Here is an 18751-nt window from a genome sequence, read left to right on the forward strand (position 1 = left end):
GTTATCTGTCACCTGTCACTTGTTCGTCGTCCGGCGCCGCAGACCGCCGCCGGAGCCCCGGGCCGACGCCCGGACGGGTGTGGTCGTCGGCCTTCCAGGCACACGACCTCTCCATTCGAACACGGCGACCGCGCTCTGCGGGCAGCTTTTCACATCTTCGGGTGGCTGATTCCGGCCCCTCGATAGCGTCCCACGCAACCCAGACCGGAAGCGCACGTGCGGCTGGCATATGACGGGCCGGCGGTCCACGTGACCCCGCCGATCCGCCGCCGGCCGCCTGGAGTCCGCCCGGTCCGGGTTGCCCGGGCGCACCGCGAACCGCCCCCGGGTTCGACCGGTCGACCGGAGGTCCCGTGGGCACCCTCAACCATCTCGGCTTCGGCTGGCTGACGCCCGCCCTCTCGTACCTGATGGCCTGCGCCGGCGCCGCCCTCGGCCTGCGATGCACCCTGCGCGCACTCGCCGCGAGCGGCGCCGCCCGCCGGAACTGGCTGCTCGTCGCCGCCACCGCGATCGGCTCGGGCATCTGGACCATGCACTTCGTCGCCATGTTCGGATTCGCCGTCGACGGCACCGAGCTGCGCTACGACGTGCCGCTGACCGTGCTCAGCCTCGCCGTCGCCGTCCTGGTCACCGGTCTGGGCCTGGTGGTGGTCTGCTGCGGCGGTCACCGCGGCCCGGCCCTGCTGGCCGGGGGCTTCACCACCGGCATCGGCGTCTCCGCGATGCACTACCTCGGCATGGCGGCGGTCCGGATGCACGGCGGCCTGCGGTACGACGCCGGCACGGTCGCGATCTCGGTGCTCATCGCGATCGGCGCGGCCACCGCCGCCCTCTGGGCCGCCGTCACCATCCGCAACGTGTACGCGGCGGCCGCCGCCTCACTGGCCATGGGCCTCGCCGTCACCTGCATGCACTACACCGCCATGGCCGCCGTGCACGCCCGGCTCGATCCGGCCCGGACCGGCCTGGGCGGAGCGAGCCCGATGGAGTTCGTCCTCCCGCTCGCCGTCGGGCTCGGCTCCTTCCTCTTCCTCGCCTCGGCCTTCGTCGCGCTGTCGCCGCCCGCCCAGGACCGGGCCGGCGGCCACGACGAGGGTGAGCTGACGATCGAGGAGTTCCGCGTCGCCGCCGAGCACCCCGGTCCCGGGCCCCACCCCGGTCCCGGGCCCCACCCCGGCCCCGGCCCCGGCCCCGGCGCCGGGCACCCGGGGGCCGGACGCCACGGGACCCGCGAGCCGCACGAACGCGCGGCCTGACACCCACCCGCCGTCGCCCGTCCGTTCCGGAGCCCCCGCCGGCCCCGATCGCACCGGTCCCCGCCGCCGGCCCTCCCCCTCCGTCGCCCCCTCCCCGCCCGAAAGGCGCTCCACCCATGCCTGAAGACCGCGGCGCCCCCGCCCGCCCGCCGCGTCCCGGCTCCGGGCGGCCCGGTTGCCGGGTGCGCGGCCCGCGCGGCCCGCGTGTGCTGCGCGACCTGCGGCCCAGGACCGTGCGCGCCCGGATCATCGCCCTGCTGATGGTCCCGGTGGTCTCCGTCCTCGCCCTGTGGGGGTTCGCCACCGTCACGACCGCCGAGGACGTCTGGCAGCTGCTCCGTCGGCGCGACACCCAGCGCACCCTGCTCACGCCGGTCGCCGCCACCGTGGCCGGTCTGCAGGCCGAACGGGCTGCCGCGGGGCAGCTGTTGGCCGCGCCCGGCGCCGACCGGGCGGGCGCCCTGCAGGAGGCCGTGGCCGCCACCGACCGGGCGGTCGCCCCGCTCTTCCCCGATCAGGGTCGCCCCGATCAGCGTCACCAAGAACAGGGTCGCGCCGATTCGGGCCGTCCCGTCACGGCCGGTGCCGGCACGGCCCGCCCCGGTTCCGGCTACAACCGGGCCGACGCGCAAGGCCTCGGTACGGACGCCGCGACCAGGCTGGACGCCCTCGGCGCCGCCCTCGGTGCGCTGCCCGGGCTGCGTGACCGGGTGTCGGCCAGAAGCGCCGACTGGTCCGAGGTGTACGCGGTGTACGGCGCCGCGGTGGACCGGGCACTGGCCGTCGCCGGCGCGCTCACCCCGGCGCCGGAGCGGCGGGCCGGCGCCGTCGCCCGCGTGCTGCCGGAGCTCGCCCGCTCCCGTGAACTCCTCTCCCGGGAGGACGCGTTGCTGCGCGCCGCCCAGCTCTCCGGAGCGCTCACCGCGGACCAGCTGCGCGAGTTCTCCGGCGTGGCCTCCGCCCGGCGGCAGTTCGAGCAGGCCCTCGTCGCCGACCTCCCCGGGGCCGATCTGCCCGGCGCCGACCCGGCGGGGACCGGTCCGGGCGCCGTGGGCCGGGCGGCACTGCTCGCCGTCACCGGAGGCCAGGACCAGCGGGATCTGGCCGACTACGAGGAACGGGTCCGTGCGGCCGGCGACCCGAAGGCGGCGCTCGCCGCGGTGGCGCCCGACCGCTGGGCCCTGGCCGCCGGCAACCTCACCCGTGACCTGCGCACCGTCGAGGACCGGGCGGGCCGGATCGCCGCCGAGGGACAGGATCCCTACACCTCGGGCCTGTTCACCCCGGCCGGGGCGGCCGTGCTGCTCGGTCTGCTCGGGCTGATCGCCTCGCTGGTGATCTCGGTGCGGATCGGGCGGAGCCTGGTCACCGAGCTGATCGGTCTGCGCGACTCGGCTCTCGACCTGGCGGGCCGCAGACTCCCGGCCACGATGCGGCGGCTGCGGGCCGGGGAACCGGTCGACGTCGAGGCCGAGGTGCCGGAGCCGGCGGGCGGCGGAGACGAGATCGGCCAGGTGCACCGGGCGCTCGGGACGGTCCGGCGGGCGGCCGTCACCGCGGCGGTGGAGCGGGCCGAGGTGCTCTCCGGAGTGTCCGGGGTGTTCGTCAACCTGGCGCGGCGCAGCCAGGTCCTGGTGCACCGCCAACTCACCCTGCTGGACGCGATGGAGCGCCGCACCGAGGACCCGTCCGAGCTCGCCGACCTGTTCCGGCTGGACCACCTCACCACCCGGATGCGCCGGCACGCCGAGGGCCTGATCATCCTCTCCGGGGCCGCCCCCGGCCGGGCCTGGCGCCGACCCGTCCCGCTGCTGGACGTGGTGCGCGCAGCCGTGTCGGAGGTCGAGGAGTACGCCCGGATCCAGCTGCACTCGCTGCCGCCCGCCGCCGTCAGCGGTGCGGCCGTCGCCGACCTCACCCACCTGGTGGCCGAGCTGGTGGAGAACGCCACCGGGTTCTCGCCGCCACGCACCCGGGTCCACGTCCGGGGCGAACTGGTCGGCAACGGCTACGCGTTGGAGATCGAGGACCGCGGCCTGGGCATGGGCCGGGCGGCCCTCGCCGCGGCCAACCGGCGGCTCGCGGCCGTGGAGCAGAGCGACCTCTTCGACAGCGATCGGCTCGGCCTGTTCGTGGTCAGCCGGCTCGCCCGGCGGCACGGCGTCCGGGTCTCGCTGGTGACCTCCGCCTACGGCGGTACCACCGCCGTCGTCCTGTTGCCCGCCGTGCTGCTGGCCGATGGCGCGGAGGGCGGGCGGCAGGTCCAGGAGTCCGAGCCGGTACCGGAGTTGGACGTCGTTCCGGTGGACGAGGGGCGCGCGCACACGGACCGGCCGGTCAGGGCGCGTCCGGGCGCGGCCTTCACCCTGGACGACGGGCTGCTGGACGGCCTGCCGGAGGGGGAGCCGGGCGGCCGGCCGCTGTCCCCGGCCGGGGACGAGCTTCCGGCGGCGGGTGGGCCGTCGCCGGAGGGTGGGGCGCTGCTGCCGTTCGGCTCCCGGGGCGGCGACCCCGGGCCGGCGCGCCGCACCCCCGCCCGGGCCTCCGCTGCCCGGGCGGGCGGACCGGCTGCGGGCGGGGAGCCCGGTCTCGCCTCCGGCCCGCAGCCCGGCCCGCAGCCCGGCCCGCAGCCTGGTCCGCGGTCTGGCCCGCAGCCCGGCCCGCAGCCCGGTCCTCCGCGGCCGGTGACCGGGCGGAGTGGCGCGGTCCTCGGGCCGTGGCCGGGTGGACAGCAGGCCCGACGAGTGGACGACGGGGGCCGCAGGGACGACGGGGACGACGGGGGCTACGGGGACGAGGAGTTGCCGCGCCGCGTCCGACAGGCGAGCCTCGCCCCGCAGCTGCGCGAGGCCCCGTCCGGTGCGGCCGCGCGCGGTGGCCGTACCACGGCCGGGTCGACGTCCGGGGAGCGGAGCCCGGAGGCGCAGGGCGCCGCGATGTCCGCGTTCCGGGCCGGATGGACGCGCGGCACGGGCTCGTTCGGGAGTTCGGGTACGGCCGGGCGCTCGGTTTCGGACGCTGACCCCGACTCCGGCCCGGACTCTGCCTCCGATACCGGCCCCGATACCGGCCCCGGCTCGGACCCCGGAGACGTCGGCGATCCCGGTGGCGGCCGCCCGCTGCGCCTGTCCAGACCCGAAGGGGACCGGTCGTGACCGGTACCGACCACCCTGCGGCGGTCTACAGGCGGCTCCTCGACGAGCCGGTCCGGCGCGCCCCCGCGTTCCGCTGCGCGGTCCGGCCCACCGCGACCACGCCGCCGTGCGCGACGGGCGGTCGGTGAGCACCGTGGCCCGCCCCCACCGGCCCCCGCAGCAGGCGCCGTCGCCACAGCAGGAACCAGCGCCACAGCAGGAACCAGCACCACAGCCGCATCCGCCGACACCACAGGAGCCACCGCCACAGCAGGCGCCCGCGCAGGACTGCGGCGCCGGGGCGGTGGCCCCGGGGCCCCACCCCCGCAACCCCCTCGCCGCCGCCCACCACGCCCGGTGGTTCGACCGCGACGCCGGCCCGCTGGTCCGTCCGTACACCGTGACGGGCGGCCGGACCGCCGCCGGCGGCCGTCGCCTCGACCTGATCGCCCTGGTGGTGAGCGAACCGCTGGCCCTCGGGGAGCTCGCGGGCCCCGGTGACTTCGGGGATCCGCCCGCGCTGCAGGTCGGTCCCGAGCAGGCGAGGATCCTCGCCCTGTGCCGGGGGACGCCACTGTCCGTGGCCGAGCTGGCCACCGAGCTCGACCTGCCGGCGGGCGTCGTGCGGGTGCTGCTCGGCGACCTGCAGGCGGCCGGACTCATCCGGGTACGCCACCCCGTTCTGCCCGCCCTGCTCCCCGACGAGCGCATCCTCCAGGAGGTCGTCCATGGACTTCACGCACTCTGACCACCCGCCCGTACCGCTGCGGCGCTCCGGACCGACCGGGCGGTCCGGACCGGCAGAGCCGACCGGGCGGTCCGGTCGGTCCGGGCCGTCCGGACCCGACGACGGTGCCCTCGCGCTCAAGATCCTGGTGGCCGGCGGCTTCGGGGCGGGCAAGACGACGCTGGTCGGAGCGGTCAGCGAGATCCGCCCGCTCTGCACCGAGGAGCGCCTGACCGAGGCCGGCCGGGAGGTGGACGACCTCGGCGGCGTGGAGCGCAAGACCACCACGACGGTGGCGATGGACTTCGGACGGATCACCATCCGCCAGGGCCTGTCCGTCTACCTGTTCGGCACCCCGGGGCAGGACCGGTTCTGGTTCGTCTGGGACGAGTTGGCGCGCGGAGCCCTTGGTGCCGTCGTGCTCGCCGACACCCGCCGACTGACCGACTGCTTCCCCGCGGTGGACTTCTTCGAGCTCCGCGGCATCCCCTTCGTCGTCGCGGTGAACCGTTTCGCCGGGACGCGCGAGTACGGCCCCGACGAGGTCGCCCGCGCGCTGGACCTGGACCCGGGCACGCCGGTGGTCCTGTGCGACGCGCGGCTGCGGGCCTCGGGCAAGGAGGTCCTGGTCGGCCTGGTCGAGCACGCCGGCCGGGTGCACGCGGCCCGGCTGCTCGCCGACGCCGCACCCGTGCGCTGACGGCCGGACCCGGCCGGTGCGGAGCCGGCCCCGGCCGGCTCCGCGGCCTCAGCCCCGGGTCTGGAACACGATCCTGGTCCAGCTGGAGCCCGGGCAGTTGCCCCAGACGTCCCAGGCCTGCGGTCGCGCGCCGATCCACAGGCCGGTGGTGTGGGAGCCGTCGGCGCAGTAGGTGACGGTGCGCAACTGGCCCGAGTAGACGTTGCAGCGGCCCTCCCAGCGCCAGCCGTAGTCCGCGGTGATGACGCAGCGGTAGGAGGCGGCGGTGACCCCGGGCGAGGTGGCGAGGGCCTCCGTCGTGAGGGTCCGGTCCGCGGTGGTCGCGGTGGTCGCGGTGGTCGCGGTGGTTGCCGTGGTGCCGGTGGGCACGGCGGTGGCGGACAGGGTGCCGGCGGTCAGGGCGGTGGCGGGCGGGGCGGTGGTGCCGAGCACCCCGAGGACCGCCGCGGCGGCCGTCCCGAACACGGCGGTCTTCCTGGCGATGCAGCCTCGCATGGCGGTTCTCCTCGCTCGAAGGTTCCGATCGGGTGTGCGTCTCCGGCCGTCGGGGGCGGCGGCGAGCGTCAACTCCGCTGCCCCGGACGGTCGATGACGTATTGCACACGAATGACTGCGGACGGTGAAACGACGACCTATGATGTGATGCGGGTCACAGGGATTCCCCGATGGTCGCGACCGGGCCCGCCGGGGCGTTCGGGGTGCCGATTTCCGGGGAGAGCGGCATGGCGGATTGCAGCGGTCGGCGGAGCGGTGGGTGTGGCAAGGATTTCGGTCCGGGGCCGGCCGATCGCCGGTCGGCCGATTTCGACCGGGTGTTCACCGCTCTGCTCCCCAGGCTCCAGCAGGCGGCCGTGTCGCTCACCGGCAGCCCGTCGACGGCGGGGGACGTGCTGCACGACGCGTACCTGCGGATCGCGCGGCGGCCGGAGCGGTTCCTCGACCACCCCCAGCCGTACGCCTACGTGTTCACCACGATGGCGAACATCCTGCGCGACCAGTGGCGTCGCGAACGTCGGCGGGCGGTGCTGCCGGGGCCCGTCGAGGTCGTCGAGCTCCGGTGCGAGGGGGCGGCGGCCGGTTCGCCGGTCGGCGGGGTTGCGGAGCTCCAGGCGCGCTGGGAGGTGCTCCGGCTGCTGGGCTGCCTGACCGCCAAGCAGGCCCGGGTGGTGGCCCTGGTGGACCTCGACGGCTACACCGTCGACGAGGCCGCCGAGCTGCTGGGCCTGCACCGCAGCACGCTTGCCGTCACCCGGCGCCGTGCGCACGGGCGGCTGCGCGCCGCCGTCGAACGCGAACGCGAACGCGAGCGGGAACGCGAGCGGGGCGGCGAGGGTGAGGGCAGGGGCGAGTCGGGGGCCGGTCGCGGGCGGGAGTCCGGACGGGTGCCCGGCCAGGTGCCCGCGCGGGATCCGGGGAGGGAGCGCGGCTGCGGCCGGGACGGCGGCCGGGGGTGCACCCGGGAGCGGCGCCGCGGGTAGCGGCGACCGGGGTGCGGGCGGCCCCCGACGCACCGAGCTGACGGGATGTCAGCTGATGTGCGACCCCGGCCCGTACGCTGAAAATCGTGATCACGTACGAGGACCACCGCCTGCGCGCCCTGGCCGACGACGGCCGCTGGCCCGAACTGTTGGCCGCCTACCGGCAAGGCCGGGCGGCCGCCGTGGAGCGGGCCGGGGAGGAGTCCGCGGCGGCGCTGACGGCGCCGCTCGGCCACCTGATCGCCTACTCGGCGCCGCCGGAGCTGGCCGTCCGGCTGTTCGACCGGGAGGGCGGCCCGGGGACCGTCGCCGGGGTCGTCGACCACGACGCCGGCCCGATCTGGGAGGTGCTGGCGACCCGGCACTCCTGGCTGCGACTGGCCCCGCTGCTGAGCCCGGCGCCGGTGCGCCGCCTGGTCGCCCAGACCCGGGTGCTGCTCGGCGAGGACCTCTCCTACGGGGCCGAGCCCGATCCGGAGGGCGTGCCGCTGCGGCTGGAGCCGTGGGAGAACGCCGGGTGGGAGGAGGGTGCGCGGGTGCGCGAGTACCTGCCGTGCGGGGGCGCGCGCAGCGCCCTGCTGACCCTGCCGGCCAGCCGGGAGGGGCTGGCCGAGGTGCTGCTGCCGCCACCGGGCGTACGCCTGGGCGGGCAGCGGGCCACCCGGGCGCTGGCCGCGCTGGCGGACTGGGCGGAGGTGGTCTGCGTCCGCGGACCGGCCCCGCAGGCGGCGGCCCAGCTGGCCCGTACGGCGAGGGTCACCGGCGGCTACCTGCCCTTCGCGCTGGCCTATCCGGCACTGGTGCAGGCCGCCGCGGCGGGCCGGGAGCGCGGTTCGGCGCACGGCCGGCTGGCGCTGTGGCGGGCCCTGGCCGCGATGGCGGGGGTGGACGGCCTGGACGGTCCGGAGCGGGTGGAGGTCGACGCGTTGGTGGCCCGGATGCGCTGCTTCGTCTGGCTGGAGCCGGCGGCGGGGCTGCGCCATCTGCACGTCGCGCTGGAGGACCCGGCCTGTGGTCTGGCCTGGGCGGTGAGCGGCTCGGAGGACCTCTGACCGAGGCCGTGGGCGGGATCACCGGAGGTCCGGCCCGGAGGGCGGACGGCTCGGGACGGCGGGGCGGCTCGGAAGTGCGGACGGCTCGGGGAGCACGGGCGGCCCCGGGAGGGTGGACGGTCCGGCCCGGAAGGCCACTGGCCCGGGCGGCGGGCGGGCCGCCGTCCGGGCCAGTGGCCCGCGGTGATCGCGGGACCCCCGGTCCGGCGCCGTTTTCCGGGGGAGGTGGTGGCGCCGGACCGGGGGAGTGTGGGGAGCGGCGGAGCGCTCAGGCGGCCGTGGCCGCGCCGTTCTGGGCGGGGACGGTCTCCGGGGAGTCGGTTCCCGCCGCCGCCGGGGTGGCCACCGGCGTCCCGGCCGGGGCGCCGTGCGTGCCGTGCGGCGCGCCGTGCGACCCGGTGTCCGGCCCGCCGTGCGTGTCGACGAGGGTCTGCTCGTCGAAGGGCAGCTCGCCGGCGAGCACCCGGCGGGCGCGCCCGGCGTCGAGTTCACCGGTCCACTGGCCGATCAGCACGGTGGCGACGGCGTTGCCCGCGAAGTTGGTGAGGGCTCGGGCCTCGGACATGAAGCGGTCGATGCCGACGATCAGGCCGACGCCGTCCACCAGCGCGGGCTTGTGGGACTGCAGTCCGCCCGCCAGGGTGGCCAGTCCGGCGCCGGTGACCCCGGCCGCGCCCTTGCTCGCGATCACCATGAAGACCAGCAGCGAGAGCTGCTCGCCGATCGACATCGGCTTGTCCATCGCCTCGGAGATGAAGATCGACGCCATGGTCAGGTAGATCGCGGTGCCGTCGAGGTTGAAGCTGTAGCCGGTCGGGACGGTGATGCCGACGACCGGGCGGCTCACGCCCAGGTGCTCCATCTTGGCGATCAGACGGGGCAGCGCGCTCTCGGAGGAGGAGGTGGAGAGGATCAGCAGGAACTCACGGCCGAGGTAGCGCAGCAGCGCGAACACGTTGACCCCGGCGACCAGGCGCAGCAGCGTGCCCAGCACCACGACGACGAACAGGACGCAGGTCGCGTAGAAGCCGATCATGATGACGGCGAGGCTCTTCAGGGCGGCGGTCCCGGTCGCCCCGACGACGGCGGCCATCGCCCCGAAGGCGCCGATCGGCGCCACCCACATGATCATCGACATGACCCGGAAGACCAGGCGCTGCAGGTGCTCGATCCCCCGCAGCACGGGGGCGCCGACCGGGCCCATGGCCTGCAGGGCGAAGCCGGCCAGCAGCGCGACCAGCAGGGTCTGCAGCACCTTGCCCTCGGTGAGCGCCGAGAACATCGTGGTGGGGATCATGCCGAGCAGGAAGTCGGTGGTCGACTGGGCCCCGCCGGCGGCGGCCTGGGCGTGGCCGGACTTGGCGAGCGCGGCGGTCAGGTGCAGGCCGCCACCGGGCTCCAGCAGGTTGCCGACGGCCAGGCCGATGGCCAGGGCGACGGTCGACATGGCGAGGAAGTAGCCGAGGGCGAGGCCGCCGACCTTGCCGACCTTGGCGGCCTTGGTCACCGAGCCGATGCCCAGCACGATGGTGCAGAAGATCACCGGGCTGATCATCATCTTGATCAGATTGACGAAGCCGGTGCCGACCGGCTTCAGCTCCACGGCGAAACCGGGGGCCGCGAGCCCGACCACCACGCCCGCGACCACGGCGGCGATCACGGCGAGGTAGAGGTAGTGCGTCCTGTCCCGGCGTCTGGATCCCCCCGCCGGTGCGGCTGCATCGATCGACATCTGCGGCTCCTTCGCCCTGCGGTCCTGGCGGCCCCGGGTGGTGGGCCGCTCCGACTATCGGGCCCGGCCGTGACGGAGGTCACGTTTGCGTTCATAGAGTTCACGGCGGACGGGGGCGACGGGCCCCCTGACGGCCGTCGGGGCGTGGTGCACACTGGCAGGCATGTCCGTGCGCACCGCCCCCGCCCCCGCGCGGCGGCGAGTCCTCCCGCCCCGTCCCGGCCCCCGCCTCCCGCGCGGACCGGTGCGCAGCCTGGCCGGTCAGCTCTTCGTCGTCCAGGTGGTCATCGTCGCCGCCGTGGTGGCCGGTGGTGCGGTGCTCGCCTACCTGTTCACCGCCGGGCGCACCGAGGACGCGGCCCGCCGCCAGGTCACCGCCGTCGCCCACGCCGTGGCCGACGCGCCGTCGGTGCGCGCCGCCGTCACCCAGCCCGACCCGACCGCGCTGCTCCAGCCCTACGTCGAGCAGGTCCGGGTGGACACCGGGGTCTCCTTCATCACCGTGATGGACACCGGCGGGGTGCGCTGGACCCACCCGCTGCCCGACCAGATCGGCAAGCGCTTCCTCGGCCACATCGACTGGGCGCTCGCGGGGCAGACCCGCAGCGAGACCTACACCGGCACGCTCGGCCCGTCCGTCCGGGTCGTCACCCCGGTGCTGGACGACCGGCACCGGGTGATCGCGCTGGTCAGCGCGGGCCTCACGGTGGAGTCCATCTCCGCGCAGCTGAGCGGCCCGCTGCTCGCCCTGGTCGGGGTGGCGGTCGCCGCGCTGGCGCTGGGCGGCGCCGGCACCTATCTGGCCAACTCCCGGCTGCGCAGGCACACCCACGGCATGGGACCGGCCGAGCTCAGCCACCTCTACGAGTACCACCAGGCCACCCTGCACTCGGTGCGCGAGGGGCTGGTGCTGCTCGACCGCGCGCACCGGGTGGTGCTCTGCAACGACGCCGCCCGCGACCTGCTCGGGCTGGCCGGAGCCGTGGACGGCCGGCCGGTGGCGGACCTGGGGCTGCCGCAGGCGCTCGTCGACGCCGTCCTCGGGGACGAACCGGTGCGGGACGAGGTGCACCTGACCGCCGAGCGGGTGGTGGTGCTCAACACCTCCACCATCGGCACCGGCCTCGGCCGCGTGGTGACCCTGCGCGACCACACCGAACTGCAGTCCCTCAGTGGCGAGTTGGATTCCGTCCGTGGATTCACCGAAGCGCTCGGGGCGCAGGCGCACGAGGCCGCCAACCGGCTGCACGCCGTCGTCTCCCTGGTCGAACTCGGCCGCCACGAACAGGCGGTGGAGTTCGCCACCGCCGAACTCGCGCTCGCCCAGCAGCTCACCGACCGGGTCGTCGCGGCCGTCGGCGAACCGGTGCTGGCCGCGCTGCTGCTCGGCAAGGCTGCCCAGGCGGCCGAGCGGGGCGTCGAGTTGACCCTCACCGGGGACAGCCGGATCGACGACGGGGTGATCCCGCCCGGGCTCTCCCCGCGGGACCTGATCACCGTCCTCGGCAACCTGATCGACAACGCCGTGGACGCCGCCATCGCCGGCGCGGCCCGGAGCCCGGTGCCGCCGGAGGTCACCGTCACCGCACGGATCGACGGTGCGGCTGCGGACGGTGCCGCACCGGGCCCGGGCGCGGGAGTGGACGGTGCCGGCGTGGGAGTGGACGGTGCGGATGCGGGCCCGGGGCCGGGTGCGGACGGGCACCTGCTGCTGCGGGTCGCCGACACCGGTGCGGGGATCGACCCGTCCGCCGTCGAGGACGTGTTCCGCCGCGGCTGGAGCACCAAGCAGGACGGCCACGGTCACGGCCTCGGGCTGGCGCTGGTCGCCCAGGCCGCCCGGCGCAACGGCGGCACGGTCGAGGTCGGCCGGGACCGCGGCGCGGTGCTCACCGTCCGGCTGCCGCTCGCCGGGCCGGCCCGCGCGCGACGGCAGGACGGTCCGGCCCGCCCGGGCGCCGGGCGGGAGCGGGAAGCGGTGCCGTCCCCGTGAGCGCGACCGCACCCCCGCCGGGGATCTCCGTGCTGGTCGTCGAGGACGACCCGGTGGCCGCCGCCGCGCACACCCTCTACGTGGAGCGCGAACCGGGCTTCCGCGCCGCCGGCACCGTCCACAGCTGCGCCGACGCGCTGCGCTTCCTGGACCGCGCCCGGAGCGCCGGGACGCCCGTCGACCTCACGCTGCTCGACCTCTACCTGCCGGACGGCCACGGCCTCCAGCTCTGCCGGACGCTGCGCGCCGCCGGCCACACCACCGACGTCATCGCGGTGACCTCGGCCCGGGACCTCGCGATGGTCCGCCAGGCGGTGTCCGCGGGCGTCGTCCAGTACCTGCTGAAGCCGTTCGGCGCGGCCGCCCTGCACGACCGCCTGGAGCGCTACGCCCGGTACCGCGACAGCCTCGGGCGCACCGGCGAGGCGACCGGGCAGGACGAGGTCGACCAGGCGTTCGCGCTGCTCCGCACGCCGGAGCGGAACAGCCTGCCGAAGGGGCTGAGCGCGCCCACCCTGGACGCCGTCGCCTCGGTGCTGCGCGAGGCGGCGACGGGGCTGTCCGCGGCCGCGGCGGGCGCCGCCGCCGGGGTCTCCCGGATCACCGCGCGCCGCTACCTCGAGCACCTGGTCGACACCGGGCGGGCGGTGCGGGAGCCGCAGTACGGCAACGTCGGCCGGCCGGAGCTCTGCTACCGCTGGAAGGGGCGGGCGTGACCTTTCGGCGCGCCGCTCGTTGGCAGGACCGGGGGAAGTTCACCCACTCGGGTGGTTCTGGGCACCCGGGGGCATCCCTCCAGGTCAGGGGCGATAAAGTTAGGCTTACCTAACTTCCTCTGGGGGTCCGCTTTGTCGCTCGCCGCCGTTCCCGCCCAGGCCCAGGCCACCACCGCGACACAGGGCCGGTCCCCGTCCTTGGGTGAGGCCGTCCTGCGCCGTCAGCGCGTGCGCGAGTCCGCCGCCCGGACGTACGCCCGGTCCTTCCCCATCGTCCCGGTGCGCGCCAACGGCATGACCGTCGAGGGTGCCGACGGGCGACGCTACCTGGACTGCCTCTCCGGTGCCGGGACGCTGGCCCTGGGGCACAACCACCCGGTGGTCCTGGAGGCGATCCGCCGCACCCTCGACAGCGGCGCCCCGCTGCACCTGCTCGACCTCGCCACCGCCGAGAAGGACGACTTCACCACCGCGCTGTTCGAGAGCCTGCCCGCCGAGTTCGCCGCCCGCGCCCGGATCCACTTCTGCGGGCCCGCGGGGACGGACGCCGTCGAGGCGGCACTCAAGCTGATGCAGACCGCCACCGGCCGCGCCGGCGCGCTCGCCTTCACCGGCGGCTACCACGGCATGACCGCGGGGGCCCTCGCGCTCACCGGCAACGTCGCCGTCAAGGAGCCGCTGCCGAGCGGTGGCGAGGTGGTCCGGCTGCCCTACCCGTACGGCTACCGCTGCCCGTTCGGCGTCGGCGGCGAGGCGGGCGCCGACCTCGCCGCGACCTACGTCGAGCGGCTGCTGGACGACCCCTCGGGCGGGGTCGTGCCCCCTGCCGCGATGGTTCTGGAGGTCGTCCAGGGCGAGGGCGGCGTCGTCCCGGCGCCCGACGGCTGGCTGCGCGCGATGCGCCGGATCACCGCCGAGCGCGGCATCCCGCTGATCGTCGACGAGGTGCAGACCGGCGTCGGCCGCACCGGCGCGATGTGGGCCGTCGAGCACAGCGGCGTCGTCCCGGACGCCATGGTGCTCTCCAAGGCGATCGGCGGCAGCCTGCCGCTCGCCGTCGTCGTCTACCGCGAGGACTACGACGGCTGGCGGCCCGGCGCGCACACCGGCACCTTCCGCGGCAACACCCTCGCCATGGCCGCCGGCGCCGCCACCCTGCGGTACGTCGCCGCCCACGGGCTGGCCGAGCGTGCGGCCCTCGTCGGCGAGCGGATGACCGGCCGACTGCGCGACCTCGCCGGCGAACTGCCGGTGATCGGCGACGTGCGCGGGCGCGGCCTGATGATCGGCGTCGAGCTCGTCGACCCGAGCGGAGCGCCGGACGCCTGCGGAGCCCACCCCGCCGACCCGGCGTTCGCCGTCCGGGTCCGGGAGGCCTGCCTGGAGCGCGGCCTGATCGTGGAACTCGGCGGCCGGCACGACGCGGTGCTGCGGCTGCTCCCGCCGCTCACCATCACGGACGAGCAGGCCGCCGCGGTCCTCGACCGGCTCGCCGACGCCATCGCGTCGGCGTCGGCCGCGTCCGCCGGGTCGGCCGTCTCAGTCGGGTCCGCCAGATCGGCCGGGTCGGCCGGGAGCGGGCAGGGGCGTGGGGCCGGGTCGGCCGCCGAGGTCCGGGGCGCCGAGTGACCGCCGGGCCCGGGGCGGGCTCCGGTTCCGGGGCTGACTCCGGTTCGGGCTCCGGGGCTGACTCCGGCCCCGGCTCTGGCCCCGGCTCTGGCCCTGGCCCTGGCCCCGGCCCCGGAGAAGGCGCGGGCTCCGGTGGGGCCGCGGGTTCGGCGCCGGGTGGGGGCTCCGGGCCGGGCGGCGGCGGAAGCCCCGGCGACCTGCCCGAACTGCCGGACGATCCGGCCCCGTTGGACGCCCTCGCCGGCGGCGCCGGCGGGCCCGGCGCGCTCGGGCCGCTGCTGGCCACCGTCCTCGACGCGCTCGACGAGGGCATCGCCCGGCGCGGCGGTCCACTGCCCGCGGGCAGCCCCGCCGAGATCGGCGCCCTGGTCGCCGACGCGCTGGCGGGCGCCTCCGGCCCCGACGCCCTCGCCCGGCTCACCGAACTCCTCGCCTACGGCGCCGCCGATCCCGCCGACCCGGCCTGTGCGGCCCACCTGCACTGCCCCCCGCTCGCGGTGGCCGCCGCCGCCGACCTCGCGGTCAGCGCCCTCAACCCCTCCCAGGACTCCTGGGACCAGGCCCCCGCCGCCACCGCGATGGAGACCGCCCTGCTCGCGGAGCTCGCGGCCCTGGTCGGCTACGACCCGGCCCGCTCCGCGGGCGTCCTCACCTCCGGCGGCACCGAGTCCAACCTGATGGGACTGATGCTGGCGCGTGACCAGAAGCTCGACGGCATCGTCGAGTTGGACGGCATCCCGGACGGCGTCCGGCCGTGCATCGTGGCCTCCGAGACCGCACACTTCTCCGTCCAGCGCGCCGCGGCCCTGCTCGGCCTCGGCGAGCGAGCCGTCGCCACCGTCCCGGTCGACCGCCAACTGCGGATGGGGGCAGCGGAGTTGGAGCGCGTCCTGGCCGAGGTCAGCTGGTCCGGGCGCACCCCGATCGCCGTCGTGGCGACGGCCGGCACCACCGACACCGGCGGCATCGACCCGCTGCACGCCGCCGCCGACCTCGCCGGCCGCTACGGCGCCTGGCTGCACGTCGACGCCGCGTACGGCGGCGGCGCCCTTCTCTCCGACCGCCTCGCCCCGCTCCTCGACGGCATCGAGCGCGCCGACTCCGTCTCCCTCGACTGGCACAAGCTCGGCTGGCAGCCCGCCGCCGCCGGCGTCTTCCTGGTCCGGCGCACCGAGACCTACGTCTCGCTCGCCCGCCGCGCGGAGTACCTCAACCCCGTCGACGACGAGCAGGCCGGCTACCCCAGCCTGCTGGGCCGCTCGCTGCGCACCACCCGGCGGGCCGACGCCTTCAAGCTCGCCGTCACCCTGCGCACCCTCGGCCGCGACGGGCTCGGCCGGCTCGTGGACGCCTGCCACGAGCTGGCCCTGGTCGCGGCCGAGGCGGTCCGCGCCGAGCCGTCGCTCGAACTCCACGCCGAACCCGTGCTGACCGCCCTGCTGTTCCGCTACCGGCCGCCGGGGTCGGCGGACGAGGCGGTCCTCGACGAGGTCAACGGGAGGCTGCGGCGCCTGCTGCTGCGCTCCGGGCGGGCCGTGGTCGGGCGGACCGAGCTGCCCGGCGGCGGGCCGGGCCGGGTGCGGCTCAAGCTCACCCTGCTCAACCCGCACACCACGCCGGGGGAGGTGCGCGCACTGCTGCGCGAGGTGGTGGTGGCCGGCCGGCGGGCCTCGGGGGACCGGTCCGGCTAGCCGGTCCGTTCGTACGGCGTCGTTCTCCTTTCGATTCCAAAACAAATACCTTCTCCGGCGCCGATGTTGGAGGAAGCGACACTGGTGTGAGAGGGTGCCGGGGCGATATTCAACCGCTCCCGGAATGCGTCCGTGGACATACCTTCGCGAGGGCGTACAGGCTGTTTCCGGCCGCCCGGTGATCACATTTCGCCAACCCCCGGGCAGGGCTTGCGGAGATCCCGAACAGCGGCGGTAACTTCATGTGGTCGCAGCCCCACCTTGCGCACACGGCACCCCGGGGTAGGCCGCCTGACCAGGTGCGAGCCGTGATCCTCGATGAGCGGAACCTGACATCCGGGTGAACTCCGCCTACCCGCCGTGCACTTCTGTGAATCCCGGTAAATCCACGTGAACACCGTCCAGTGACCAATGCTGCGAAGCGGAGCCAAAGGCATGCGCGAAACCCTCCCGGACGAGATCCCGATACGCCCGACGGCCGACGTGTCGGCCGGCTACGAGGCACTGCCGTACTCCCGCCGCTGCCGGGAGATCTGGCGGCGCGGGGAGCACCTGCTCATCGGCGTCAGCCCGGGGAACAGCTATTTCAGTCACCGCCGGATCGCCGAACTCGTCGGGTGGGGGAGCGGGTTCTTCGAGCGCATCGACATCGTCTACGCGGACCTCCACGTGGCGACCCAGTTCGAGACCTTCGGCTACACGCCGGAACACGCCCGGCGGCGCGCCGGCAAGGAGGTCAAGGCCACCGCCCGCCGGATCGAACGCGGGGTGGAGGAGTCCGGCCGCCCCTGCCCCGTCCGGGTGCACGCCCTCTCCGAGTTCACCGGCGACGACCACTACCGCCGCCTGCACCGGCAGGCCGTCGAGGCGCTGCAGACCGATCCGGCGTACCGGACCGCCGCCGAGAACATGGCGCGCGGATTCCTGGCCGCCCGGCTGGACGAGGGGCTGGCGCCCAGCGAGGCGCAACTCGCGGCCGGCGTCCGGTACATCACGGCCGAGCTGCCGTTCTTCCTGGACACCCCGGCGCTGCTCGGGGTGACCACCTCGGTCAGCTGCTACCACCTGCAGCTCCCGCTCACCCACGTGCTGTTCGGGCGTGACGAGGGTCTGCGGGCGGCGCCCGGCCAGGCCTACGCGGTGGTCCGCCCGGCCGCCGTGCCGTCCGTACCGCCGCTGCCCTCCCTGCCCGCCCGCGCCGCCTGACCGCCGCCGGCCCGATCGCCAGCGTCTGACCGCCGCCGGCCCGATCGCCGCCGCCCGCCCGCTGTCACCCCACCGCCGCCGGCCGTTCCGCCTGCCGCCCGTGCTGCTTGCCGCCCGCGCCCGGCCGCCGATCCGCCCGAGGAGCCACCACCGTGACCGACCTGCTGACGACCGACCCGACCGTCTTCCCGCTCCCCAGGAGGGGGGACGTCCTGCCCGAGGAGGCCACCCGCCTGCGCGAGGAACGCCCGATCGCCGGCATCCGCACCCTCACCGGCGACCCGGCCTGGCTGGTGAGCAGCTACGCGCTCGCCAAGCAGGTGCTCGAGGACGAACGGTTCAGCCTCAAGGACACCGCCAACCCCGGTGTGCCGCGCCAGTACGCGCTGACCATCCCGCCCGAGGTGGTCAACAACATGGGCAACATCAACAGCTCCGGGCTGCGCAACGCCGTCATGAAGACCCTCTCACCGCGCGCCGACCGGGAGCTCGACGGCTGGCTCCAGGCCGAGGCCCACCGGCTGATCGACGACCTGCTGGCCCAGGGCGCGCCCGGCGAACTGCGCGACGGCTTCACCGAGCCCTACTCCGCCGCCCTGCACTGCCGGCTGCTCGGCATCCCGTCGGACGACTGGCGGCGGCTGATGGCCGGCATCGACGTCGCCTTCCTCACCAGCCCGGTGCCCTTCGCGGGTTCGGCGCCCAACTGGTACAAGGACCTCGGCTACATGCTCGGGCGGCTCAACGCCGACCCGGCGCCGGTCGACGGCCTGCTCGGCCGGTTCGTCGAGCTGCGCCGCTCCCCGGACGTCTCCGACCGGGTGAGCGACGAACTGCTCGCCACCGTCGCGCTGTCACTGTTCGGGGCGGGCGCCGTGTCCACCTCCTCGTTCCTGCTCAACGCCGTCGTCTACCTCTGCGAGCAGCCCGAACTCGCCGAGCGGCTGCGGCGCGAGCCCGCACTGATCGGGCGCGCGGTGGACGAACTGCTGCGGGTCAACCTGTCGATCGGCGACGCGCTGCCGCGGCTGGCGACGGCCGACGTGCAGGTGGGCGACGTCCTGGTGCGGGCCGGCGAGCTGGTGCTGGTGCTGGTCGAGGGGGCCAACTACGACCCGGCGGTCTTCCCGGACCCGGAGCGGATCGACTTCGACCGGACGGACAACCCGCACCTCGCCTTCGGCGCGGGCCGGCACTTCTGCCCGGCCTCGGCGCTCGGCCGCACGCACGCCGAGATCGCGATCGCCGCGCTGGTGGAGCGGCTGCCGGGCCTGCGGCTCGCCCTGCCGGCCGACCAGCTGGCCTGGCGGCCGGGGTTCATCAAGCGGATGCCGGAGCGGCTGCCCGTGGTGTGGTGACGGGTCCGTCGTGTGGTGACGGGCCCGTGGCCTGGTGACGGGCCCGTGGCCTGGTGACGGGCGCGCCCGCGCCGGC

14 protein-coding genes are annotated in these 18751 nt (G+C 75.8%); 12 read left to right on the top strand and 2 right to left on the bottom strand.

Annotation, left to right across the window (positions count from 1 at the left end; genetic code table 11):
* The first annotated feature begins 353 nt into the window (after positions 1-353).
* From AB0N04_RS01155 to AB0N04_RS01170, 4 genes are all read left to right on the top strand, one after another.
* A complete protein-coding gene (locus AB0N04_RS01155) occupies positions 354-1259 on the top strand; it encodes an MHYT domain-containing protein (protein WP_360205395.1) in 906 nt (301 codons plus the stop codon).
* Between the two features lie 116 nt (positions 1260-1375).
* A complete protein-coding gene (locus AB0N04_RS01160; RefSeq protein WP_360205398.1) occupies positions 1376-4414 on the top strand; it encodes an ATP-binding protein in 3039 nt (1012 codons plus the stop codon).
* Positions 4415-4697: 283 nt separating this feature from the next.
* Positions 4698-5141, top strand: coding sequence for a DUF742 domain-containing protein (locus AB0N04_RS01165; protein ID WP_360205400.1), 444 nt, complete (start codon positions 4698-4700; stop codon positions 5139-5141).
* On the top strand, positions 5122-5820 hold the full coding sequence (locus AB0N04_RS01170) for an ATP/GTP-binding protein (protein ID WP_360205403.1): 699 nt from the start codon (positions 5122-5124) through the stop codon (positions 5818-5820). The genes AB0N04_RS01165 and AB0N04_RS01170 overlap by 20 nt, the downstream gene beginning before the upstream one ends.
* Positions 5821-5868: 48 nt before the next feature.
* Here the strand turns inward: AB0N04_RS01170 and AB0N04_RS01175 are convergent, their stop codons facing one another.
* Positions 5869-6315, bottom strand: coding sequence for a hypothetical protein (locus AB0N04_RS01175; RefSeq protein WP_360205405.1), 447 nt, complete (start codon positions 6313-6315; stop codon positions 5869-5871).
* A 317-nt stretch (positions 6316-6632) separates the two neighbouring features.
* On the opposite strand from AB0N04_RS01175, the gene AB0N04_RS01180 reads away from it, so the two are divergent.
* Together AB0N04_RS01180 and AB0N04_RS01185 are read left to right on the top strand one after the other, a co-directional pair.
* Positions 6633-7298 carry an RNA polymerase sigma factor gene (locus tag AB0N04_RS01180; protein ID WP_360205408.1) on the top strand — a complete coding sequence of 222 codons (666 nt, stop codon included), beginning with the start codon at positions 6633-6635 and terminating at the stop codon, positions 7296-7298.
* A gap of 86 nt (positions 7299-7384) precedes the next feature.
* A complete protein-coding gene (locus tag AB0N04_RS01185; RefSeq protein WP_360205411.1) occupies positions 7385-8350 on the top strand; it encodes a hypothetical protein in 966 nt (321 codons plus the stop codon).
* A 268-nt stretch (positions 8351-8618) separates the two neighbouring features.
* Here the strand turns inward: AB0N04_RS01185 and AB0N04_RS01190 are convergent, their stop codons facing one another.
* On the bottom strand, positions 8619-10082 hold the full coding sequence (locus AB0N04_RS01190) for a cation:dicarboxylase symporter family transporter (RefSeq protein ID WP_360205413.1): 1464 nt from the start codon (positions 10080-10082) through the stop codon (positions 8619-8621).
* A gap of 163 nt (positions 10083-10245) precedes the next feature.
* Between AB0N04_RS01190 and AB0N04_RS01195 the strand changes: the two genes are divergently transcribed.
* From AB0N04_RS01195 to AB0N04_RS01220, 6 genes are all read left to right on the top strand, one after another.
* Positions 10246-12075 (top strand): ATP-binding protein, encoded by a 1830-nt coding sequence (locus tag AB0N04_RS01195; protein WP_360205416.1) that lies wholly within the window; start codon positions 10246-10248, stop codon positions 12073-12075.
* Positions 12072-12791 (top strand): response regulator, encoded by a 720-nt coding sequence (locus tag AB0N04_RS01200; RefSeq protein ID WP_360205418.1) that lies wholly within the window; start codon positions 12072-12074, stop codon positions 12789-12791. The genes AB0N04_RS01195 and AB0N04_RS01200 overlap by 4 nt, the downstream gene beginning before the upstream one ends.
* Positions 12792-12989: 198 nt before the next feature.
* Positions 12990-14420 carry a diaminobutyrate--2-oxoglutarate transaminase family protein gene (locus AB0N04_RS01205; RefSeq protein ID WP_360205421.1) on the top strand — a complete coding sequence of 477 codons (1431 nt, stop codon included), beginning with the start codon at positions 12990-12992 and terminating at the stop codon, positions 14418-14420.
* A gap of 227 nt (positions 14421-14647) precedes the next feature.
* A complete protein-coding gene (locus tag AB0N04_RS01210; protein WP_360205424.1) occupies positions 14648-16111 on the top strand; it encodes a pyridoxal-dependent decarboxylase in 1464 nt (487 codons plus the stop codon).
* 435 nt (positions 16112-16546) lie between these two features.
* The gene (locus AB0N04_RS01215; RefSeq protein WP_360205426.1) at positions 16547-17317 is read left to right on the top strand and encodes a tRNA-dependent cyclodipeptide synthase; all 771 of its coding nucleotides are present in this window, start codon (positions 16547-16549) and stop codon (positions 17315-17317) included.
* 152 nt (positions 17318-17469) lie between these two features.
* Positions 17470-18675: a cytochrome P450 gene (locus AB0N04_RS01220; RefSeq protein ID WP_360205428.1), complete on the top strand. Its 1206-nt coding sequence runs from the start codon at positions 17470-17472 to the stop codon at positions 18673-18675.
* Positions 18676-18751 lie beyond the last annotated feature (76 nt).

The sequence above is a fragment of the Kitasatospora sp. NPDC051702 genome, from assembly GCF_040681575.1.
In the GTDB taxonomy this organism is placed as follows: Bacteria; Actinomycetota; Actinomycetes; order Streptomycetales; family Streptomycetaceae; genus Kitasatospora.